At 60.6% G+C, this 22,618-nt stretch carries 13 protein-coding genes and 1 pseudogene; 5 read left to right on the plus strand and 9 right to left on the minus strand.

From position 1 onward, the window contains the following. The 8 genes and pseudogenes from glgX to RHP74_RS13655 form a co-directional block, all read right to left on the minus strand. Window positions 1-2,160, minus strand: coding sequence for a glycogen debranching protein GlgX (gene glgX, locus RHP74_RS13620; protein WP_010459951.1), 2,160 nt, complete (start codon window positions 2,158-2,160; stop codon window positions 1-3). 194 nt (window positions 2,161-2,354) lie between these two features. Further along, the gene (locus RHP74_RS13625; protein WP_010459953.1) at window positions 2,355-2,669 is read right to left on the minus strand and encodes a DUF2934 domain-containing protein; all 315 of its coding nucleotides are present in this window, start codon (window positions 2,667-2,669) and stop codon (window positions 2,355-2,357) included. A 21-nt stretch (window positions 2,670-2,690) separates the two neighbouring features. After that, window positions 2,691-5,471, minus strand: a complete 2,781-nt coding sequence (locus RHP74_RS13630) for a malto-oligosyltrehalose synthase (RefSeq protein ID WP_311099942.1) — start codon at window positions 5,469-5,471, stop codon at window positions 2,691-2,693. Beyond that, window positions 5,468-7,546 (minus strand): 4-alpha-glucanotransferase, encoded by a 2,079-nt coding sequence (gene malQ / locus RHP74_RS13635; RefSeq protein WP_010459957.1) that lies wholly within the window; start codon window positions 7,544-7,546, stop codon window positions 5,468-5,470. Before malQ ends, RHP74_RS13630 begins: the two co-directional genes overlap by 4 nt. Then, a complete protein-coding gene (gene treZ / locus RHP74_RS13640) occupies window positions 7,543-9,339 on the minus strand; it encodes a malto-oligosyltrehalose trehalohydrolase (RefSeq protein ID WP_077749958.1) in 1,797 nt (598 codons plus the stop codon). The genes malQ and treZ overlap by 4 nt, the downstream gene beginning before the upstream one ends. A 16-nt stretch (window positions 9,340-9,355) precedes the next feature. Then, complete coding sequence (gene glgA / locus RHP74_RS13645) at window positions 9,356-10,942, minus strand: glycogen synthase GlgA (protein ID WP_010459959.1); 1,587 nt, start codon at window positions 10,940-10,942, stop codon at window positions 9,356-9,358. 597 nt (window positions 10,943-11,539) lie between these two features. Further along, complete coding sequence (locus RHP74_RS13650; RefSeq protein ID WP_304818350.1) at window positions 11,540-12,553, minus strand: aldo/keto reductase; 1,014 nt, start codon at window positions 12,551-12,553, stop codon at window positions 11,540-11,542. A 68-nt stretch (window positions 12,554-12,621) separates the two neighbouring features. Further along, window positions 12,622-13,093 (minus strand): annotated as a pseudogene (locus tag RHP74_RS13655) (LysR family transcriptional regulator). A 186-nt stretch (window positions 13,094-13,279) separates the two neighbouring features. Between RHP74_RS13655 and RHP74_RS13660 the strand changes: the two are divergent. From RHP74_RS13660 to RHP74_RS13670, 3 genes are all read left to right on the plus strand, one after another. Beyond that, on the plus strand, window positions 13,280-15,706 hold the full coding sequence (locus tag RHP74_RS13660; RefSeq protein WP_311099946.1) for a hypothetical protein: 2,427 nt from the start codon (window positions 13,280-13,282) through the stop codon (window positions 15,704-15,706). Between the two features lie 254 nt (window positions 15,707-15,960). Next, entirely contained in the window at window positions 15,961-17,370 is a 1,410-nt protein-coding gene (locus tag RHP74_RS13665) for a hypothetical protein (RefSeq protein ID WP_311099947.1), read from the plus strand. A gap of 384 nt (window positions 17,371-17,754) precedes the next feature. Next, window positions 17,755-18,117 carry a DUF6124 family protein gene (locus tag RHP74_RS13670; protein ID WP_010459965.1) on the plus strand — a complete coding sequence of 121 codons (363 nt, stop codon included), beginning with the start codon at window positions 17,755-17,757 and terminating at the stop codon, window positions 18,115-18,117. A 322-nt stretch (window positions 18,118-18,439) separates the two neighbouring features. On the opposite strand, the gene RHP74_RS13675 is transcribed toward RHP74_RS13670, so the two are convergent. Continuing rightward, a complete protein-coding gene (locus RHP74_RS13675) occupies window positions 18,440-19,750 on the minus strand; it encodes an MFS transporter (RefSeq protein ID WP_010459966.1) in 1,311 nt (436 codons plus the stop codon). A gap of 169 nt (window positions 19,751-19,919) precedes the next feature. Between RHP74_RS13675 and RHP74_RS13680 the strand changes: the two genes are divergently transcribed. Further along, complete coding sequence (locus RHP74_RS13680; protein ID WP_311099951.1) at window positions 19,920-21,038, plus strand: sugar diacid recognition domain-containing protein; 1,119 nt, start codon at window positions 19,920-19,922, stop codon at window positions 21,036-21,038. Window positions 21,039-21,263: 225 nt separating this feature from the next. Continuing rightward, complete coding sequence (locus tag RHP74_RS13685) at window positions 21,264-22,406, plus strand: glycerate kinase (protein WP_311099952.1); 1,143 nt, start codon at window positions 21,264-21,266, stop codon at window positions 22,404-22,406. Window positions 22,407-22,618: the final 212 nt, after the last annotated feature.

Raw genomic sequence — 22,618 nt, forward strand, 5'->3', positions numbered from 1 at the left:
TCACTCTTCTTCCTCATGCTGCAATTCGAACAGCAGCAGCGAACGACCGGTGACGGAGTACTCGTGCCCGAACTCGAAGCGTTCCTGTCCACGAATCGACGGTTGATTGGTGTCGACCATGCACGTCCAGTGATAGCCGTCCGGCACTTCCGGCAAGGTGAAGTTGACGATGTCGTGGTGCGCGTTGACCACCAGCAACAGGGTTGCGTTACCGCCCTTGCGGCGGATACCGGTTTCCTGGGCGCGGCCGTCCATCAACATGCCGAGGCAGCGGCCATGCGGTTCTTCCCACTGCTCAATGGACATTTCACTGCCATCCGGGGCGAGCCAGGTCACGTCCTTGACGCCGATGTCCTCGTTGTAATTACCCACCAGGAAGCGTCCGCGACGCAGGATCGGATAGGCCAGGCGCAACTTGATCAGGCGCTTGACGAACTTGAGCAGGGCCTTGCCGTCTTCGCTCAGGTCCCAATTGACCCAGCCGATGTCGCTGTCCTGGCAATAGGCGTTGTTGTTGCCTTCCTGGGTCCGGGCGAACTCGTCGCCGGCCACCAGCATCGGGGTGCCTTGGGACAGCAGCAGCGTGGCGAAGAAATTGCGCATTTGCCGCTGACGCAGTTCATTGATTTCCGGATCGTCAGTCGGGCCTTCGACGCCGTGGTTCCAGGACAGGTTGTTATTGCTGCCGTCCTGATTGTTCTCGTCGTTGGCTTCGTTGTGCTTGTCGTTGTACGACACCAGGTCATTGAGGGTGAAACCGTCATGGGCGGTGATGAAGTTCAACGAGGCATAGGGCCGCCGGCCGCGCTGATTGAACATCTCGCCGGACGCCGTCATGCGGCTGGCGAAGTCGGCCAGTTGGCCGTCATCGCCTTTCCAGAACGCGCGCACGGTGTCGCGGAACTTGTCGTTCCACTCGACCCAGCCCGGCGGAAAACCGCCGACCTGATAACCGCCGGGGCCGCAATCCCATGGCTCGGCGATCATCTTCACCTGGCGCAGCACCGGGTCCTGGCGGCAGGCCACGAGGAAGCTGTGACGTTCGTCGAAGCCTTCGTGGTAGCGGCCGAGGATGGTCGCCAGGTCGAAACGGAAACCGTCCACGTGCATTTCCGTGGCCCAATAGCGCAGGGAGTCGGTGACCATTTGCAGCACGCAAGGGTGACTCAAATCGAGGGTGTTGCCGGTGCCGGAATCGTTGATGTAGTAACGCTTGTCATCGGGCATCAAGCGGTAATACGAGGCGTTGTCGATGCCGCGCATGGACAGGGTCGGCCCTTGTTCGTTGCCCTCGGCGGTGTGGTTGTAGACCACATCGAGGATCACTTCCAGATTGGCTTCGTGCAGGTGCGCGACCATCTCCTTGAACTCGGCGATCTTGCCGCTGGCCAGGTAACGCGGGTCCGGGGCAAAGAAGGCGATGCTGTTGTAGCCCCAGTAATTGGTCATGCCTTTGTGCAGCAGGTGCTGGTCGTTCACGAAAGCGTGGATCGGCAGCAACTCGACCGACGACACCCCGAGCTTGCGAATGTGTTCCAGCACGTCATCGACCATCAACCCGGCGAAGGTGCCACGCACGTTCTCGGGGACCGAAGGGTGGCGCATGCTGATGCCGCGTACATGGGTTTCATAAATGATCGTCTTGTCCCACGGCACGCTGACGCGATGGTCGTTGCCCCAGGTGTGAGCCGGGTCGATCACCTTGCACTTGGGGACAAACGGTGCGCTGTCGCGTTCATCGAAACTCAAATCGGCGTCAGGATGCCCGATGGTGTAGCCGAACAACGCTTCGGACCATTTCAGCTGGCCGACCAGTTGTTTTGCATAGGGGTCGATCAGCAGTTTGTTGTGGTTGAAACGATGACCGTTGGCCGGGTCGTATGGGCCATAGACACGGTAGCCGTAAATCAGCCCTGGGTGGGCGTCGGGCAAGTAGCCGTGGTAGATCTCGTCGGTGTATTCCGGCAGTTCGATACGTTCGAGTTCAACCTCGCCGGCATCGTCGAAGATGCACAGCTCGACTTTGGTGGCGTTGGCGGAAAACAAGGCAAAGTTGACCCCCAGACCATCCCAGGTCGCACCCAGCGGGAAGGGCAAGCCTTCACGGATTCGCGAGGCCTCGGCGTGAGGTTCTGGCGCGGCTTTCTTTGGATTGGACATAGATGCTCCTGCAAAAAGGGGATTCTTTGTAGGCGCGAGGCTTGCCCGCGAAGGCGGTGTTTCAGTCACAGTTGAATCGACTGACATGCCGCCTTCGCGGGCAAGCCTCGCTCCTACAGGTTTTTCGTGGGCGAGCAAGCCCACGGTGGCCAGGGGGCTGGCCACGAGGTCAATCAGGACGCGATAGTGAAGCGTCAGACAGCAGGCGGTTTGCGCGCTGCTTTAGGCTTCTTCTCGGCAGCTTTTTCGCCGGGCGGAATCACCTTTGAAGCCGCTGCAGGCTTGGCCTTGGCTTTCGGCTCGGGCACCTTGCCATTGGCTTTGGCCACAGCAGGCTTGGCAACCGTTTTACTGCCGGCAGCCTTGGGCAATTTTTTGGGGGCCAGGGCTTCGGCTTCAGCCAGCTTGCACGCCATCTCCCAATGTCGGGCGTCCTGGCCCTCAGGCTTACCTTCCGATTCCCAGATTTGATAGGCAAATTCGCGAACGCGTTTATCGTCGGTACTCATCGCAATACTCCTGAACTGAACTCAAGCTTGGGTAAACGTTTGAATAAAGAGATTGACCGGGAAATCCCCCAGCGCGGCGCTGATGTTCAGCTCCCTGTGGTGTGTGACTGATGTGCTCGAGAAAAGTCCCTTCAGATTTTCCTCAGAGGCGGTGAACGGTAATTTCACCCGTGTATCGCCCCAGCGCAGCGCGTCAACCCAGGGTTCGGCACTGTTTTCCAGCAGCGGGGCGCATCGAATCGGTACGATCACGATGGCCCGTTTTCCCTGATGTTCGCGAGCAAAGGCCAGCACTCGGTGAGCCTGGCTGCCCACGACCTCAAGGGCTTGATACGTCCCTCGCCGAAACAGCTCCGCATGCTCGGCCCGCAGGTTCAACACCTGCTTGATCAGGGTTTGCTTGATGTGCCCGTCACGCCAGTTGGTCAACAGGTCAGGCAGATTCAACGGCACCTGCATCGCCTGTTGGCGGCTCACGTAATCCACCGGCCGACGGTTGTCCGGGTCCACCAGCGAGAAGTCCCAGTACTCGTTGCCCTGGTAGAGGTCCGGGATCCCCGGCACGGTCATGCGCAGCAAGGTTTGCGCCAATCCGTTGAGGGCACCGGGGACGGCGATGGTCTTGGCGGCTTTGCTGAGTGCGGTGCACAAGAGCTCGCCTTCAGGGCTGAGCAGCAAGCGTTGCAGGAATTGCTGAACGGCGTTTTCGTAAGCCTCGTTCGGCGCGCTCCAGCTGCTTTGCAATTTGGCTTCACGCAAGGCTTTTTGTTGCCACTGCCACACCCGTTGAGTGTAGTTCTCCAGCGCCGGTTGATCGTAACCGTGCAAGTCGAGTGGCCAGCTGCCGAGGAGCGCTTGATACAGGATCAATTCATCGCCCGCCGAGGGCATCTGGTCGTCTTCACGCAAGGGCCGGGCAAGTGTCCGCCACAGCGGGACCTGCTCGGCGTACCAGGCGCTGCGTTCACTCAACACCGCCAACCGCGCGCGGGTGTCTTCGCCGCGTTTGTGGTCGTGGGTGGCGGTGGCTAGCAGGTTGTCCGGAAACTGCTCCAGGCGATTGATGCAGACGGCATGGAAATCGGCGACCGGCGCACTGAATTGCTCGGTGCTGAAGCCCACATCATTGCGCGACAGCAGCACCGCTGAGCGATAGAACGCGGTGTCTTCCACAGCCTTGGCTGCGGCGGGTGAAGTCAGTTGCTGGAACCGCACACAGGCATGCTTGAGGATCTTGCGCTGACGACCCACCGGGCGTTTGCGCCACGGCTCACCGCCGAGCCAACCGGCCAGGCAATCGAGCACCGGCCAATCGGCCTCGCCGAGGGTCTGCCGGGCACCGTCCATGGCCTGCTGGAAAAACACATCGTCTTCGGCAGAACGGCCACGCGGGCTGATGTAGGTGCGGTACACCGGGAAATGCACGATCAGTTCCTGCAACGCCCGACGGATCGCGCCCAAGGTCAGGTCGCGGGTCATCAGATCGTCCCGAGCCACTTGCAGCAACGCCTGGGCCACACTCTCGAAATCGCCGGCCAAGGAGCCGTTGAGAATCTGCTGGCGCGCCAATTGCGCTTCCTGACGGAAGTCGGCGGGCCGTTCGCTGAAGCGATTCCACAGTTCACCCAGAACCTTTTCACCCTCGGGATCGTGCTGCAGCAACGACAACTGGTTCATGAATTCGTAACCGGTGGTGCCGTCCACCGACCAGTCGCGGTGCAGGGTTTCACCTTCACCGAGAATCTTCTCGACGTAGATTGGCAGGTGCCGGTCGGGCGACAGCGTATCGACCCGACGCCGTAGTTTGCGGCAGTAGCCGCGCGGGTCGGCGAGGCCGTCGATGTGGTCGATGCGCAGACCGTCGACCAGGCCTTCAGCCACCAACTCGAAGATTTTCGCGTGGGTCGCTTCGAACACGGCGGGGCGTTCGACCCGCAGGCCGCCCAATTCGTTGACATCGAAAAAACGCCGCCAATTGATGTCATCCGCCGCCGTGCGCCAACTGGCCAGCCGATAGCTTTGGCGTTCGAGCAGGTTGTGCAGCCGCTTAAAACCATCGGGCGTCAGCGAATCGTAGGCACTGAGATTCTGCTGAATGCACTGCAGGATCGCAGGGTCACTGGCCAGTTCGCGCAGCTCTGCCTTCAGCGGTTGCGCCAGGCTGTGCGAGTCGGTCTGGTAGCTCAAAGCACTGAAACGGTCGGCGAGAAACTTGAGTTGCTCGTCGTCGGTTCGCAGCAGTTCACCGTAGCTCGACGGGCAGATCGGGAAATGATGCTCGTAGTGCTCGACATAAAATGCACCGCGTTGTGCATCAAAGCGCAAGGGCAGGGTGCCGTCTTGCAAGGCGACGCCGTAATCGCTGCCGAGGAAAGGCAGCAGCAACTGGCCCTCCATCAGCGGGTCGGGTGAGTGCCACTGAATGTCGAAAAACTCGCCGTAAGGGCTCAGGCGTCCCCATTCCAGCAAGTCCAGCCACCAAGGGTTATCACTACCGCCGACGGCCATGTGGTTGGAGACGATGTCGAGGATCAGCCCCATTTTGTGTTCGCGCAGGGCCGCAACCAGGCGACGCAGGGCCGCTTCACCGCCCAGCTCAGGGTTGACCGTGGTCGGGTCCACCACGTCGTACCCGTGCATTGAACCGGCGCGGGCAGCAAGCAGTGGCGAGGCATAGACGTGGCTGATGCCCAGGCTGGCAAAGTACGGCACCAACGGCACGGCTTGATCCAGCGTGAAGCCTTTATGGAATTGCAGGCGCAACGACGCGCGAAGCGGCAGCGGTTGTATTGACTGATTCATTGGTCACGCTCGCCAGCCTGAAGTCGCGCGCAGGCGAGCAATTCCAGGCGCCGCGAGGCGTCCGGGTCATCGAGCAGCGCTTCACTGCTGCCCGGCAAGCGCCGCGACCAGTTGGGGTGCGTGTCGATGGTGCCGGGCAGGTTGGCCTGTTGTTCGATGCCCAGGGCATCTTCCAGTGGCAGCAACACCAGCGGTGCCCGGGTATGCCCGAGAAAGCGTACCGCCGCGTCCAGTATCTGGTCCGTCTCATGGGATTCTTCGCGGAAGTTCTGCGGGTCCTCGCTCAGCACGCGACGCAGGCCTTCACGCTCGCGCTCACGGTGATGGCGCCATTCGATTTCACCCGTGGCATCGACCAGGCCCAATCGGGCGTTCCAGTCGATGTCACGGCCATGCCACCAGCCATTGAGCGTCGGCAGGTCATGGGTGCTGGTGGTCGCTAGGGCGTTGTCCGGCCAGTCGAGAATCGATTTGAAGTGCGCGTTGTCCTGTTCAAACAGCAGCACGCGCATGCCGAGGATCGAGCGGGCGATGAGTTTTTCCCGCAGACCATCGGCCACCGTCCCGAGGTCTTCGCCCAGTACGATCGCCTGATGGCGATGGGATTCAAGGCTGAGCAGGCGCAGCAGGTCGTCCACCGGGTAATACAGGTAGGCGCCGTCGGCGGGCGGCGAGCCATTGGGGATTACCCACAGCCGTTGCAGGCCCATGACGTGATCAATGCGCAATCCGCCGGCGTGGGCGAAATTGGCCCGGAGCATTTCGATGAAAGCGCGAAAGCCGTTGCGCACCAGGCCTTCAGGAGAGAACGCGGAAATGCCCCAGCCCTGGCCGGTGCGGTTGAGAATGTCCGGTGGCGCTCCCACCGTCAGTGAGGCGAGCAGTTCGTCCTGGCGACTCCACGCCTGACTGCCACCGCCGTCGGCACCCACCGCCAGATCAGCGATCAGCCCAATGCTCATCCCCGCGCTGCGGGCGGCGGTTTGTGCGCGCTCCAGGCAACGGGTGATCAGCCATTGGCTGAATGCGAAGAAGCCAATGCGACCGGCGTTCTCTTCGGCAAATTCGGCGAGGGCGGCGCTGCGCGGGTCGCGCCATTGTTCCGGCCACTCGCGCCAGTCGAGGGTTTCACCCTTGGCGGCGCGCGCTTCTTGTATGGCTTCGAAGCGGCAGTGGTTTTCCAGTGCCTCACCGGCCGCGTGGCGGAAACTGCTGAAATCGGCATGCAACGGGTGTTCGCCCTGGACGAAGCCCTCATACAAGGCTTGCAGCAAACGATGCTTGGCTTCGGCGGCCACGGGCCAGTCAATCAGCGGCTGTTCTTCCAGGTGTTGCAGTTCGGCAGCGAGGCCGGTGGCGTCTATCGCGGCACGCCACGCGCGCTCGCCGAGAATAGCGCCCGGCGCAGCGTAGAGGCTGTTGAGAAACAACCGGCTGGACGGTGAATACGGGCTGTAGCGTTGGGTGTCGCTGCCAAACATCGCGTGCAGCGGACTGATCGCCAGCGCCTCGGCACCGCGTTCGCCGGCCACTCGAGCGAGGTCTTCCAGCGCCTGGGTATCGCCGAACCCGCCATCGCCGGCGCGACGCAGCGAGTACAACTGCACGCTGAGGCCCCAGGTGCGCGGGATCGGACTGTCGACGGCATCGCCGACGCTGTAGCAACGCGCTGGTGCCACGGCCAGGGTAAATGATTGTCCGTCGATGCTGACGTGCTGATACCCGACCGGAACCAGGCCGGGCAGTTGGGCCTCGGCGTCCAGTTTCAGGTTGAGTCGTGAGCCATCTTCAAGGTGGATCTCGCACGGCGATTCCGGTTCAAAGAAATGCGCCAGGTCGAGGCTGACGCCGAAATCGGCGGTAATGAGCGGCGGCAGATGCCGGGTCTGTTGCACCTCCTGCAATTGCAGGAGGCTGGCGTCGATTTCCTGTGCGGTGCTGGCCGGGTGGCCGAGTCCGATCAGGACATTGCGCAATACCGAGGGGGCGACTTTCTGCGGGCGGCCGTTGGCGTCGATCCAGTCGACTGCCAAACCGGCACGGCCGGCCAGTATTTCCAATTGCGCATCACTCATTGGCGCTCTCCATCCGGGGGTAGCAAGGGGGCTGCGGCCGTGAGGCTGACTAGCGCGCAATACGGGGCAAGGGTGCCCTGTTCCAACAGGCCGGCTGACTGAGGCGGCGTTTCGAACAACAACCTGGCGTCGGCCTGTGGGGAGTGGACCACTGGCTTGTCGCTGAGGTTCAGGTCAATGCGCAGCTGACGGCCATTGCCCAGTCGCCAGCGCGCTGTCACTGCACCTTCGCCCAACACCTCGGCACCCAGGGCTTGAGCGCCCGGCAGGTGGGGGATGATGTGGTCGTGGCGAATCCGCAGCAGTTGGTGATACAGCCCCTGCATGGCCGATTGCCGGGTGGCGGTCAGTTTTGGCCGCGACGCTTCAAAGGTCTGAGGCGCGTTCGGATCGGGTATCTGTTCGCGTCTATGAGGATCGGCAAAGGCGCTGAAGGCCGCGAATTCATTCCGTCGCCCTTCGCGGACCAGCTCCGCCAGCTCACCGTGATGGCTGGTAAAGAACAGGAACGGCTCTTCGGCCGCGAATTCGTCGCCCATGAACATCAGCGGGATCATCGGCGACAGCAGCAACAGCGCGGTCGCCGCTTTCAGGGCTTCGAGGGGAGCCAGTTGATGCAAGCGTTCGCCGAAGGCACGGTTGCCGATTTGGTCATGGTTCTGCAAAAACAGCACGAACGCGCTGGGCGGCAGGTGACCGCTGGGCTCGCCCCGGGTTGTCCCGTGGCGGGTCACGTGGCCCTGAAACACGAAGCCCTGGCTCAGGCAGCGCGCCAGTTTTTCCGTGGGGTTGTCGGCATAGTCGGCGTAGTAGGCGTCAGTTTCACCGGTCAGCAAAACGTGCAAGGCGTTGTGGCCGTCATCGTTCCACTGCGCGTCGAATCCTTCCTCCAGCAGGCTGGCCTGGTTGTGTTCGTTCTCGACCGTCAGCCAGACGTGCCGCGCGGGGTTGGTTTGCTCGCGAACCGTCTGCGCCAGTTCCTGAAGAAAGTCCGGGCTCTCAATGGCGTGCACGGCATCCAGGCGCAGACCATCGAAGCGGTATTCCAGCAACCACATCAGCGCATTGTCGATAAAAAAGTCCCGCACTTCTCGGCGCCGGAAATCGATGGCCGCGCCCCAAGGCGTGTGCTTGTCTTCGCGAAAAAAGCCCTTGGCGTAGTGATGCAGGTAATTGCCGTCCGGGCCGAAGTGGTTGTAGACCACGTCGAGAATCACCGCCAGGCCATGGCCGTGGGCGGTGTCGATCAGGTGTTTAAGTTGTTCGGGAGTGCCATAGGACGATTGGGGCGCGTAGGGCAGAACCCCGTCGTAACCCCAGTTGCGATCGCCGGGGAACTGCGCCAGCGGCATCAGCTCGATCGCGGTGATGCCCAGATCAACGAGGCGCGCCAGGTGCTTCTCGACTTCACTGAAGCCGCCGAGCGCACCGACATGCAATTCGTAGATGACCGCCTCGTTCCAGGGGCGGCCGGTCCAGGCGCTGTTCTGCCATTGATAGGCGAGTGGATCGACCACCACGCTGTGGTCGCCGATATCGCCGGCCTGCGCGCGGGAGGCCGGGTCCGGCACTTCCAGCTCGCCATCGATGTTGTAGCGGTAACGCGTACCCGCCGTGCAACGGGTCTTGATCACGAACCAGCCATCAGCCTGAGGCAGTAGCGGCAAGGATTGTCCATCTTCCAGTTCGACACTGACGTAAAACGCATCTGGCGCCCACAAGGCAAAACGCGTGTGTTCTGCGTCCAGCATGATTGCGCCGTGGGGCCAGGTCTCAAGGGTCCGTAACGGCATCGTTGAAAACCTCTTTTTACTGTTTGCCCGATTTACCCAGGGCTTTGGCGACCAGTCGTTCGTAGAGTTCGGCGTAGGGTTCAACCGCCTTGCACCAGTTGAACGGCGCGGCCATGGCGCGGCACCGCATGGCGCTGAGCAGGCCGGGGAAGGCGAAGACCTTGAACGCGCGGCTCAGGGCTTCTTGATAGCTCTCCACCGTGGATTCGTCGAACAGGAAACCGGTCACGCCGTTTTCGATGGTGTCGGCCAGACCGCCGGTATTGCGGGCCACCGGCAGCGAGCCGAAGCGCTGGGCGTACATCTGGCTCAAGCCGCATGGCTCGTAACGCGACGGCATCAACAGGAAATCACTGCCGGCGAACATGCGACGGGCGTCGGTTTCATTGAAGCCGATGCGCACGCCGATTTGCCCGGGGAAGCGCAGGGCGAGTTCCCTCATGGCTTGTTCTTCTTCAGGCTCGCCACGACCGATGATCGCGATCTGGCCCCCGTTGTTGACGATGTATTCGGAGACCGCTTCGGTCAGGTCCAGGCCTTTCTGATAGACCAGGCGCGAGACCACGGCGAACAGCGGGCCTTCGGAGTCTTCCAGGCCGAACAGGTCGCGGACATGGGCGGCGTTGACTGCTTTGCCGTCCCAGTCGCCGATGCCGAACGGGCAGAACAGGTGCGGGTCGGTGGCGGCGTCCCAGCTTTCGTCGATGCCATTCGGAATACCGCTGAGCAGGCCTTGCTGGGTCTTGGCGGCGAGAAAGCCGTCGAGACCGCAGCCGAAGGCCGGCGTGGTGATTTCCTGGGCGTAAGTGGCGCTGACGGTGGTGATGTGGCTCGAATAGGCCATGCCGGCCTTGAGGAACGACATCTTGCCGTAGAACTCCATGCCTTCCTGTTGCAAGGCATGGTTGGGAATACCGAGTTCAGGGCACGACCCCAGGCTGGTGACGCCTTGATAGGCCAGGTTGTGAATGGTGAAGAGCGTCGGGGTGCGCTGTCCACGCCAGTGCATGTAGGCCGGTGCCAGGCCGGCTGGCCAGTCATGGGCATGCACCAGATCCGGGCACCAGTGGATTTGTGCCAGATTGGCGGCGATATCGGCGGCGGCCAGGCCCAGGCGGGCGAAACGAATGTGGTTGTCCGGCCAATCGCGGCCGTTGTTGGCGCCGTAAGGCGAACCTTCGCGCTCGTAGAGTTCGGGGCAGATCAACACGTAAATGACCAGACCGTCCGGCATGTCCATGCGTCCGATCTTGCAGGGTGGCAGTGCGGCGTGCCCACCCAGTTCACCGATGATATGGATCGGGTTTTCACTGTGCAGCACTTGCGGGTAACCGGGGATCAGCACCCGCACATCGTGCAGATGAGACATGGCCCGGGGCAGCGCTGCGGAAACGTCACCCAGGCCGCCGGTCTTGACCAGATCGGCGATCTCGGAGGTGACGAACAATACCTTCTTTCTGTTCGGATTCTGACTGGCAGCCGGTGACAGCGTTTTGGTGCCTGGTACGCTGATCGATTTGGCGCTCGGAGCATTCACGGCGCTTGATTCGCCGACCTGCTGATGAGCACGCTCTCCCTGAATATCTAAAGCCGCACTAATCATATGAATCTCCCGTGTTGTTGATCTAATTCTAGGTCTGGCACCAACGGTGTTCGTGGCCAAATCCTGTGGCCGGGCGCAAACGCGCTTCGCATCGGTGAGCAAATGCTGCCCCATGCGCTAATGCAGAAAGGGTGAAGGGGCCGTTGCAAGGAATGCACCAGTCGCTGAGGCCCTACCTTTAACCTGACCCTTGGGCAGGACCGAAAGTTTCGAGTTTTTTACCACCAGATGACTGACCGGTTTTACCTCGCGAAAATGAGTCTAGGCCAGATCCTAGAGCGGGGCAGGTCAAGTGGCGAAATTGTTCGACAATCGGTGGGGAGAGGGTAAAGGCACAACGCTTGTAGGGGGAAACGCACCGACGAAGGGCAGGTTTATTTTTCGGTATGGGTCAAAACGGGACTGGCAAGTCACGGTAATGGGCGTGGTTTACGGGGTTTTGCACCATTGCAGTGCGAGGTGTGTCGGGTGTGAGGGCCTCATCGCGAGCAGGCTCGCTCCCACAGGATCGCGGTCATCCGTGGACTATTTTCACTGCAAGCCGCTCCCACCTTGAAATGCGGTCCACTGTGGGAGCGAGCCTGCTCGCGAAAAATATCAGGCGTTACGCGGTTTACGCCCTGAAACAAAATGACTCACATCATTGAACCCTGGCGTCGACGAATGCCCCGGCGTGACCAGCGAATCAATAAACGCCTCGTCTTCAGCCGTGATCTTCACTGCCTGCGCCTTGGTGTACGCATCCCATTGCTCCTCGGTGCGCGGTCCGACAATCGCCGATGTCACGGCGCTGTTGTTCAACACCCAGGCAATGGCGAACTCGACAATGCCCACGCCACGTTCCTGCGTGTACCGTTGAATCTGCTGGGCAATACGCAACGACTCCACTCGCCATTCGGTTTCCAGAATACGTTTGTCAGCGCGACCGGCGCGGCTGTTGGCGTCCGGTTTCACGTCCGGCGCATATTTGCCGCTGAGCACTCCGCGCGCAAGCGGACTGTAAGGCACCACGCCCAAACCATAGTTTTGCGCGGCCGTAATCTGCTCGGTCTCGGCCTGACGGTTGACGATGTTGTACAGCGGCTGACTGATCACCGGCCGATCAACACCCAACTGATCCGCCACCCGGATCACCTCGGCAATCCGCCAGCCACGGTAGTTCGACAGGCCCCAGTACCGGATCTTGCCCTGGCGAATCAGATCGCCAATCGCCGACACGGTCACTTCCAGCGGCGTGTTGTGGTCTTCGCGGTGCAGGTAATAGATGTCGAGGTAGTCAGTGCCCAAACGCGTCAGGCTGGCATCAAGGCCATTGAAAATATGCTTGCGGCTCAACCCGCTGCGGTTCGGCACACCGTCCACCGGGCCAAAGCCGACCTTGGTCGCCAGCACCCATTCGTGACGGTTGCCGGCAATCGCTTCGCCGACGATCTCTTCGGAACGGCCGCCGGTGTAGACGTCCGCAGTGTCGATGAAATTGATGCCCTGGTCCCAGGCCTTGTCGATGATCCGCAGGGAATCTTCGGTACTGGTCTGTTCGCCGAACATCATGGTGCCCAGGGTCAGGGTCGACACCTGTAAACCCGAATGACCCAGCGTGCGATAACTCATGAGGAAATCCTTTTACCGTGGGAAAGCTTCAATCAAATACCAGAACGCCTGCGCGTCGAAAAGTGAATTTATACGCAAAGTGCATGACAACGTTCTTGCAGAAACGCTTGCAACACCTTGACCCGCTCCGAGACCTGCACCCGATGCGGGCACAGCAAATTGAACGGCACGCTTTCGCCTTGCCAGTCATCAAACAGCGTCACCAGCCGCCCGGCCTGCACATCGGCGGCGACATCCAGCCAGGCTTTATAAGCAATGCCATACGCCGCTCAAGCCTTGGGTTTGAGGCTTGAGGGCCTGTTCACCGTCCGCCAGGGCGGCCAGAGCCAGACGCACGCTTTCCAGATAACGCCGGCCTTCCTCGGTCAGGCGCATGCTGCGCGTGGAGCGCGCGAACAGGCGGATGCCGAGTCGGGTTTCCAGGCGTTTGAGGGCGATGCTGGCAGCGGCAGGGGTGAGTTCCAAAGTACGGGCGGCGGCGGAGATGCTGCCGGAGTCGGCGGTGCGAACGAAGATCTCCAGGTCGAGGATCGAGCTCATGGGTAAAAATCCTTTGAAGATCTGGCATCTTTAACGTGAATTTTGATTGCCAAATCCTACGCATGAGATCAACGCCCATAAACCCTCATGACCATTTGTCGCCACTGTCAGTTCTGACAGTAGCCGCCATTGCCGTTCCGTTATTTGATAGCTCCCACCAACGTCCACCGCACCGGAGCCTCAGACATGACCACCGCCCAATCCCCCGACAACGCCTTCCTCGTGCTGGATCGTCCGCGAGTACTGGGCGCTACCCTTCCGGTTGTAGACGCAGAGATCGGCGTCTCGCTGGTGATCTATGACCTGGTCATCGATGGCTTGGGCGCGACCGTCAATGTGGATCCGCCTTTGTCGGGCACGGTCGATCCGGGCGATGTGATTGAGCTGTGGCTGGAGGGCGACACCACGTTCCTGGACAGTGAAATCATCACCGATGTGAATGCCATCACCACATTGCGCATCCCCAAGGGCCGCTTGCAGACCGACCGGTTCAACTTGCTTTTTTACACGATCCTGCGCGGCAGTCAGAACATCGGCACGTCCCTGTCACTGATCATGCTCTACAACAAGATCCGGCCCGGCCTGAAAGACACCCGCCCCGAAATCGACGGCCATTCCGAGCTGGCATTGTTGCTCCCCGACGAAATCCGCAACGGCGTCGGCGCCGATTTTGTCAGTGCGCAGGTGTGCGTGTCCTATCCGTACTGCCGAGCTCACGACACGATCACCTTGAAATGTAACGGCGAGATCATGACCCACCAGGTTCGCGCGGATGAGGCGCCAAAGCCGCCGAATCCTGGTTCGCCGAACCCGATTACCGCGTGTTTTACGGTCACCCGTGCCTATCTGGAGCGCGCCATCAGACCAGGCGGCAAGCTCGATTTTTCCTACACCGTCACCGACCAGCTCGGTAACACGCCAGACACCGACGCGGTGTGGTCGGCGTCGCAAACCGTGGACGAAGACCTGGCCGGCACTCGTCTGAAAGCACCGATCATGCTGGAAAGGATGGAGGATTATCCGGGGGATGATTCCACCCTGATCGAGTTGGAGAAGCTGGCCGGTGGACCGCTGCTGGTGATTGTCATCACCACCGACCACCGTTTCCTGCCGGGCGACACCATTGAAGCAACCTACACGGCGAAAGTACCCGGACAACCGGTGGACGTGGTAGTGCCGGTAAGCGGGGTGGTCGAGGCCGATCCGTTCGGGCAGAAGAAGCCTTGCATACTGCAGGTGCCGAACGACAAGGTCATCGCCCAGAGTGTGGTGACGATGGTGTATACGCTGAAAAGGGGTGGGGCGGTGATTGCTACTTCTGCAACCGCTGTGGCACGAGTGATCGGTGAAAGCCCGATTACCCTGGATACGCCAGTCCCTGCCGCCAATCCGGTCGATCCACTCGCTTACCCGCAAGGTGTGACGGTTCAGGTCACCTATGCGGCCTCGCTGCCGGGGGATCAGGCGAGTCTGGTCCTGCTCAACGCTGTGCCGGGTGAACCGCTGTTTCCGGTGTTGCCGCTCGATTCGAACCATCGGGCGACGTTTACCCTGGATGCGTCGTTTCTCGGGGCGTGGCATGGCAAGGTGCCGCAATTGCGTTGGGAACTGGTACGTGGCGGGCAGTCGATTGCCCAATCGTTACCGTTGATGCTGACGGTCAACCGGATTTTAGATGGGGATGCACGGTTGCCGAGACCGGTGATCGCCGGTCAGACGGGTCTGGAGCTGGATGTTATGAAGCTTGTGGCCACCGATACCTTGAGCGTTGCGCAATGGCTTTTGCAGGTGGCGGGACAGTTCGTCTGGTTGCGCTATGACGGGTTTGACCAGCAGGGTAGCCCAGTGAATTTCGTGCGGCAGGGGCAAGCCCATCAGTCCGCCTCGGGGTTTACCACGCTGGCGCCGGTTGAGTGGTTGAAAGCCCTCGGGAGCGGCACGGAGGTGACGGTCACGTTCAAAGTGAACTTCGCCAAACAGGCTGATGAAGGTGCTGCGGTGACCTTCCTGCTGCGTAGCTACAGGGTTACCGCACACCCGGCATTAGTCGTCGATACCACTCCTCTTGTCTTGAGGGGGGAAAATATCTCGATTGTCGGCACATCACTCCCATGGGTTCCCACAGGGGACTACCCGGCTGACACTTTCGAGCGGCGTTTCGCAAGCGGCGGTGTGCCCCCTATAACCTTTGAATCTTCCAACGTACAGATCGCCTCGGTCGACAGGAACAGCGGAATGATACGAAGTGAGGGGAATGGAATAGCCACCATCACCGTTTCCGACAGTGCAGGCCAAACAAGGGAGATCCTGGTGACTTGCTTCAACGTCACCCAATACATCTATAACCCAACGCCTCTCACTTGGAATGCCTATGAATCATGGCGAACCTCACAAGGCGCTTCTTGGCCTATAAACAACGACTTGTTAGTGCATGATCGTCTTCTCAACATGAAATATACCCTTACCGTTACTCAAAACTATTGGAGCGGTCCCCGTGAAGTTATTCATCCGTATAGAGGGTCTGTCGCGGGGTATTGGCTGGAAACAAGGCGGTGGGAAGGCTATTACAAGGCTGAGATCGACAGAACTTTTCCGGGGCTGGCCTATATATAACCCCAGTCAATGACTAGAACTAAAGTTCATCCACCACCGTCGCTTCCCCTCCAGGGGAGGCGGCTGAGGCTGTTCCTCAACCAAGCGTTTTTCAGAGACGTGGGGATAGATTTGTTTAGAAGAAAAAGGGAGCGCGCCCAAGTCCACCGCTTGTCGGGAACCCCTTCCTACCTGTTATTTCTGACAGTAGCCACCACCATTACTTCAGGCCTTAATTGACTCCGTCACTCAAACCCTCGACAGGAGTCAACATCATGTCTGTTCAACCCGACTACACCCCTTCGCCAGCACCCGCATTCAAGAAAGCCGTGACGGGTTCAAGCCGCCTGAAAGTCATAGGCGCGCGCTCGAGTCCCCACCTGTTTGGGCTGTCCGGTACGTCACGTCTACTGCGCGCCTTTGATGCCCTTACCGGGGAGCCAGTCGTTGCGCAGTGGAAGTACGCGACTGACAACGACTGGACAACGGCCCACACCTGGCGCGATACCCAGCAACAGGCACTGCATGTTCGCGTCGGCGACGATCAGGTCATCCTGAATTCGGCGAACATTATTGGCAGTTGGGGCGCCTTCGTCGCGCGTACTGATGACGGGGGCCTCGTCGGCTGGGGGCATCCGGATTTGGGTGCAGCGATCCCTGCGGACACTGCGCCCCCGAATGACATCACTGCTGTCAGCGCCACTTCCAGCGCTTTTGCCGCCCTTCGAGCCGATGGAACGGTGGCGGTTTGGGGCGACGCGGGCGCTGGCGGGAATATGGGCGGTATCAGTTCTTCGGATTTTGTTGAGGTCAGCGGTGGCAAAAGCGCGTTCGCCGGTATAAAAAACACTGGGCAAGTGGTGGCCTGGGGACAGGGTAGCGAAGTGCCCGAGTCCATCGGCGCGCTGAGGGACATTGTGCAGTGCGTGGGCAGTGACGGTGTATTTGTCGCACGACGGGAAACCGGGCATTTGGTGGCTTGGGGCAAACCTGACACCGGTGGAACGCTGCCGCCCGAGATCGCGATGCTTTCCGACTTCAAAACCTTCCTCGGCACCCAATATGCTTTTGCCGCATTGCGCGCAAAGGGCAGTCTCGTCGCCTGGGGCCGGAGTACCGGGGGAACCCTGCCGGCACCCATCGCCTCACTGACCGATGTCAACGAACTGTGCTGCGCCAATCAGTTCGCCTTTGCTGCAACGCGTTCCACCGGCCAGGTTGTGGCCTGGGGGCACCAAATGGGGGGTGGCACCATCGGCAACCCAGAAATAGAGGCCCGGACTGATATTGAAGTAGTCTGCTGCACCTTTTCCGCATTTGCTGCTCTTTGCACCAACGGTCAGGTTGTCGCTTGGGGAGATGGCTCAGCTGGTGGCGAAATACCTGCCGATATTGCACAACGGCGCGACATTGTTCAGGTGGTTGGCTCGTCGGCAGCCTTTGCAGCCCTGTGCAAGGATGGCAGCGTTGTGGCCTGGGGGAATAAAAGCTTGGGGGGCGATACATCTGCGGTGGAAAGCCGGTTGACCGATGTACGAGCCATTTACGCCAATAGTACCGCGTTCACGGCGCTGACCTCGGACGGCCGCGTGGTGACTTGGGGGAGCGCTCAAACGGGCGGCGACAGCAGTCCGGTGCAAGAACTGTTGGATGGCAAGGTTTCCTATCAGGTGCAAGCGGGTTAGTCAGGGCTGTTGCAACAGCCGTGATGAGTAAGTAATAAACGGAGATGTTTAACAGACATCTCCAGACACTCTCTCGGACTACACAACCTTGCGCCGTTGCCTACGGCTGCGCCAGAATCCGCCGGCTTGTGCGTCTTGTGCCTGGGTTTTATCGTTTGTCCCGTCGCTGAATATCAGTGATCGGGTTTGGTAGCCCGGGTTTTTAGACGCAAAGCACCTTCCTTTGCTGAGATTTTTCGTCTCGGTTTTATGGTGGTCATGCGCAGGGCGCCTTCGGGCGCGCCGCTTCCTAAAGCCCGGTCTACCAACCTGCGTATGGCCACCACCCGTTCGTTTGGTAGCGAGGGGTGATGGCTCCTTTTAAGCGCTTTAGGAGTTTCATCCATGTTCAAACCAACACCAAACCCACCCGAAGCGGACGACGTTTCCCCCTACGAATCCACCGATTCCAAAAAACTCAACGACGCCGCCGAACGAGCGCTCGACTTTCACTTCCCATCCAATGCCGACATCAAGGCCACCCCGCGAACCCGCAGTACCCTGTTTTCCGTAGACCCCGAAGCCACGACCGAAACCCTGGCTGTGTATCTGGTCGAGACGCTGGCGTCGGTCGATGTGATGGTTCATCAGTTGGTGGATCATCTGGCGGGTGAATCGCGTTATGCGCTGTTGGGTATTTCCAACAGCATTATGACGGCGGAGATCACGGCGAATCGGCTGCTGGATAACGTTGGCCCGCAGGGCTAAAGCCAATTTCGAAGAGGGCACATACTCGTGGCGAGGGAGCTTGCTCCCGCTCGGCTGCGCAGCAGTCGTAAATCCGGTATCTGCGGTGTACCTGAAAGCTCGCGGTTGCAGCTTTTGGGGCTGCTTCGCAGCCCAGCGCGAGCAAGCTCCCTCGCCACAAAAGCTTGAGTGTTCACAAAAGTGTGTCTGGCCACATAAGAGCTGTGTGCACACGCGAAATAAGAAACGGCCCGAAAGGGCCTTTTTTTGTTGATCGGAAGGGACGCGAAGCGTCCCGGGCTGCATTCCCACGCGGAGCGTGGGAACGATCATCTGTAACGCCTTACACCCGCAACGTGCGCGTCATGCGCAGCGCCAACAAGCTCCCGCACACAATCACGCCCGCCAGCAGATAAAGCGCCGCATCGGTCGAGCCGGTGCTGTCCTTGACCCAGCCCACCAGGTACGGGCTCAGGAAACCCGCCATCTGTCCCATGGAGTTGATCAGCGCCAGACCACCCGCCGCCGCGCCCGCGCTCAACATCGCTGTCGGCACTGGCCAGAACATTGGCAAACCGGTGAGGGCGCCCATGGTGGCGATGGTCAAACCGAGAATCGCGATGGCCGGTGTTGTGGCAAAGTTGACGGCAATCAGCAAGCCCACCGCGCCCATCAACATAGGCACCACCAAGTGCCAGCGACGTTCTTTGCGCAGGTCTGCCGAACGCCCAACCATCAACATGAACAGCGCCGCCAGCAGATACGGAATCGCGCTCAACCAACCAATCACCAGGTTATCGCTGAAGCCCAGGTTCTTGATGATCGACGGCAGCCAGAAGTTGATCGCGTAGACGCCGCTCTGGATGCAGAAGTAAATCAAACCGAAGGCCCAGATCGCCGGGTTCTTGAACACGGCCAGCAGCGAGTCAGTAGCGGTTTTCGGTTTGTTGGCCAGATCGATGGCGTGGTCGGCTTCCAGCACCGAACGCTCGAACGGCGTGAGCCACTTGGCATTGGCGTAACTGTCGCTCAGCAGGAAATAGGCGAGGGCGCCGAGGATCACGGTCGGGATGCCTTGCAACAGGAACATCCACTGCCAGCCCGCCAAACCGCCTTGGCCCGCCGCGAAATGGTTAAGAATCCAACCTGAGAACGGGCTGCCGAGCAGGCCGGACACCGGGATCGCCGACATGAACAGCGCCATGATGCGGCCACGGCGGAAGGTCGGGAACCACTGCGAAAGATACAGCACCACGCCCGGGAAGAACCCGGCTTCGGCCGCGCCGGTGAACAGGCGCAAGGTGTAGAACTCGGTCGGGGTGGTGACGAACAGCAGGCAGGTGGAAAGCGTGCCCCAGACGATCATCATCAGCGCGATCCAGCGCCGTGGGCCGAATTTAGTCAGGGCCAGGTTGCTCGGTACGCCGCACAGCACGTAGCCGATGAAGAAGATCCCGGCCCCGAGGCCGTACACGGTTTCGCTGAATTTCAGCGCGTCGAGCATCTGCAGTTTGGCGAATCCAACGTTGACCCGGTCGAGGTAGTTGAACAGGTAGCAGATGAAGATGAAGGGGATCAAACGCAGGGTAATGCGTTTGTAGACGGCGTTTTTGTCGTCAACGATGGCCTGGGTAGCGGCGGCGCTCTGTGACATGGCGGGCTCTCTCTTTATTATGATTTTTTGCGATGCGCAGGGTAACGTTGATCGCCCAGAGAGTCTCGACCACCCTCGGGGTGGCTGTCTTTGTGCCTGAGCACAGGGTTTGCGACCCAGCCCTGTGCGGGTGAACAACCTGTCCCATCACCCGTTAAAGGATCCCGATATGTTCGAACTCGATCACGACCTGGCCCAGGACATCGTCGACCGGGCGATGGCCATCCTGCCGTACAACGTCAACGTGATGGACAGCCAGGGATTGATTCTCGGCAGCGGCGAGCCGGAGCGCATCAACACCCGCCATGAAGGCGCGCAGTTGGTGTTGGCCAATGGGCGCGTGGTGGAAATCGATGCGCAGACGGCTATTCATCTCAAGGGCGTGCAGCCCGGGATCAACTTGCCGTTGCTGCTCGATCAACGCCTGATCGGTGTGCTGGGCATTACCGGTGAGCCGGAGCAACTGCGCACCTATGCCGAGCTGGTGCGGATGACCGCCGAAATGTTGGTCGGCCAGCGCAATCAGCAGGCCGAGCAGCAGTGGCGGCGTCAACGTTGCGATGATCTGCTGGCATTGCTGTTGAGCGAGGCGGGGGATTCGCCGCGCTTGCTGGATGAAGCGCAGCAATTGGGCCTGAAACCGCAAATGACGCGGGTGCCTTATATGTTCGAGTTGGGCGTGGAGCACGGTCCCGGGCAGACGGTGGAGGCGCTCAGTGCCTGGCTGACTTCGCGTTACCCGGACAGTTGGTGCGTGAGTTCGGCCAAGTCTTCGTTGCTGTGGTGTCGGCCGGCGAGTCAGGCGATCGAGAATGAACGGCTGCTGGAAAAACTCGATGGCCTGGGCTGGAACATTGTGCGCATTGCCGTGGGGGGGCAGGCGGATGGGTTGTCCGGGCTGCGTCGTTGTTATCGACGGGTTGGCGACTTGCTGGCCTATGGGCGCGATGTGCTGCCGCGTTCGCGCTTGCTCACGCTCACCCGTTATCGGTTGCCGGTGATGCTGTGGCGGCATCGCAACGATGACGCGCTGGATGAATTGCTCAAGCCACTGCGCAAAGTCATCGCCAAGGACGGCAACGGCCAACTGCTGGCGACCTTGCGCAGTTGGTGCGAGCACGACGGGCAGAGTCAGGCCTGCGCGGATGCGCTGGGGATTCATCGCAACAGCTTGCGCTATCGGATGGAGCGGATTGCCGAGTTGAGCGGGGTTGATCCGCTGAAACTGGACGGCATGCTCGCGCTCTACCTCGGCGTGCAGCTTTTGCCACAAACGGATGTCCCGTAGCGATCTCAAGGACGCCATCGCGAGCAGGGGTTTTGTGAACACCGCAGGACCAATGTGGGAGCGAGCCTGCTCGCGATGGCGGACCAGCAGCCGCACAGATGCTGGATCTGAAAACAGGCGTTTTGTAGAAATGAACAACAAACGCCACCCCCGCTTGTGCAGCGGACCGGCGTTATTGTGCGGGGCTGCTGGCAGCATGGAACGCATTGGAACTGGAGAATTCGCATGAAAATCGTGATCGCCCCCGATTCGTTCAAGGACAGCCTGAGTGCCCAGGGTGTGGCCGACGCCATTGCCCTCGGTCTGGCGCAGGTCTGGCCGGATGCGCAACTGGTCAAATGCCCGATGGCCGACGGCGGCGAAGGCACGGTCGAGTCGATTCTGGCCGCGTGCGAAGGCGAATTGCGCAGGACCCAAGTTCGCGGTCCGCTCGGCATCACCGTCGATGCCGCGTGGGGCTGGTTGCCGCAAACCCACACCGCAATCATCGAAATGGCCGAAGCCAGCGGTCTGCAACTGGTGCCGCCGGGGCAACGCGATGCGTGCATCAGCAGCACCTTTGGCACCGGTGAACTGATTCGTGCGGCGCTGGATGCCGGGGCGCAACGGGTGATCCTGGCCATTGGCGGCAGCGCCACCAATGATGGCGGCGCCGGAGCGATGCAGGCGCTGGGCGTAAAGTTACTGGACGTGCAAGGGCAAGCGCTGGCCCCAGGTGGATTGGCCCTGGCGCAACTGGCTTGCATCGACCTGAGTGCAATTGATCCGCGCCTGACCGACGTGCGTTTCGACATCGCCGCCGACGTCAACAACCCCCTGTGCGGTCCGCACGGCGCTTCCGTGATTTTTGGTCCGCAGAAAGGTGCGTCGCCCGAGCAAGTCCTGCAATTGGACGCTGCCCTGGGGCACTTCGCCGAGCTGTGCGCCCAGGCGTTGGGCAAGGACGTCCAGCACGAGCCGGGCAGCGGCGCGGCGGGAGGGTTGGGATTTGCGGCCAAGGCGTTTCTGGAGGCGCAATTCAAGGCCGGGGTTGAAGTGGTGGCCGAACTGGTCGGGCTGGCCGAGGCGGTGAAGGGCGCTGATCTGGTCATCACCGGCGAAGGCCGTTTTGACGCCCAGACCTTGCGCGGCAAAACCCCATTCGGCGTCGCACGGATTGCCCGGGAGCAGGGCGTGCCAGTGATTGTGATTGCGGGGACGTTGGGTGAGGGTTATCAGGACTTGTATGAACATGGCATCGATGCCGCGTTTGCCTTGGCCAGTGGGCCGATGACGCTCGAGCAGGCATGTGCCGAGGCGCCGCGATTGTTGCGCGAGCGGGCGAGTGATATTGCCCGTGTTTGGCGGATCGCCAACCGCAAGCCCTAACCAAAATTGTCAGCACACAGGAATCCTGTGGCGAGGGAGCTTGCTCCCGCTGGGCAGCGAAGCGGCTCCAAAATCTACGGCCGCTACGCAGCCGGACGGGAGCAAGCTCCCTCGCCACAAATGTTCATCAGGGCCGCCACTGTGTTTCAGCGTTGAAACAGATGTCGCCCGGCAAAAATATTTTTCTTCAATCCCCGCAAAAAACCTCATCC

This window comes from Pseudomonas sp. SG20052, assembly GCF_031766055.1.
Classification (GTDB): Bacteria; Pseudomonadota; Gammaproteobacteria; order Pseudomonadales; family Pseudomonadaceae; genus Aquipseudomonas; species Aquipseudomonas mandelii.

What these genes read in the sequence shown, in the direction of transcription:
- glgX (WP_010459951.1), bottom strand. Translation starts at nt 2,160, where the DNA reads ATGTCCAATCCAAAGAAAGCCGCGCCAGAACCTCACGCCGAGGCCTCG.
- RHP74_RS13625 (WP_010459953.1), bottom strand. Translation starts at nt 2,669, where the DNA reads ATGAGTACCGACGATAAACGCGTTCGCGAATTTGCCTATCAAATCTGG.
- RHP74_RS13630 (WP_311099942.1), bottom strand. Translation starts at nt 5,471, where the DNA reads ATGAATCAGTCAATACAACCGCTGCCGCTTCGCGCGTCGTTGCGCCTG.
- malQ (WP_010459957.1), bottom strand. Translation starts at nt 7,546, where the DNA reads ATGAGTGATGCGCAATTGGAAATACTGGCCGGCCGTGCCGGTTTGGCA.
- treZ (WP_077749958.1), bottom strand. Translation starts at nt 9,339, where the DNA reads ATGCCGTTACGGACCCTTGAGACCTGGCCCCACGGCGCAATCATGCTG.
- glgA (WP_010459959.1), bottom strand. Translation starts at nt 10,942, where the DNA reads ATGATTAGTGCGGCTTTAGATATTCAGGGAGAGCGTGCTCATCAGCAG.
- RHP74_RS13650 (WP_304818350.1), bottom strand. Translation starts at nt 12,553, where the DNA reads ATGAGTTATCGCACGCTGGGTCATTCGGGTTTACAGGTGTCGACCCTG.
- RHP74_RS13660 (WP_311099946.1), top strand. Translation starts at nt 13,280, where the DNA reads ATGACCACCGCCCAATCCCCCGACAACGCCTTCCTCGTGCTGGATCGT.
- RHP74_RS13665 (WP_311099947.1), top strand. Translation starts at nt 15,961, where the DNA reads ATGTCTGTTCAACCCGACTACACCCCTTCGCCAGCACCCGCATTCAAG.
- RHP74_RS13670 (WP_010459965.1), top strand. Translation starts at nt 17,755, where the DNA reads ATGTTCAAACCAACACCAAACCCACCCGAAGCGGACGACGTTTCCCCC.
- RHP74_RS13675 (WP_010459966.1), bottom strand. Translation starts at nt 19,750, where the DNA reads ATGTCACAGAGCGCCGCCGCTACCCAGGCCATCGTTGACGACAAAAAC.
- RHP74_RS13680 (WP_311099951.1), top strand. Translation starts at nt 19,920, where the DNA reads ATGTTCGAACTCGATCACGACCTGGCCCAGGACATCGTCGACCGGGCG.
- RHP74_RS13685 (WP_311099952.1), top strand. Translation starts at nt 21,264, where the DNA reads ATGAAAATCGTGATCGCCCCCGATTCGTTCAAGGACAGCCTGAGTGCC.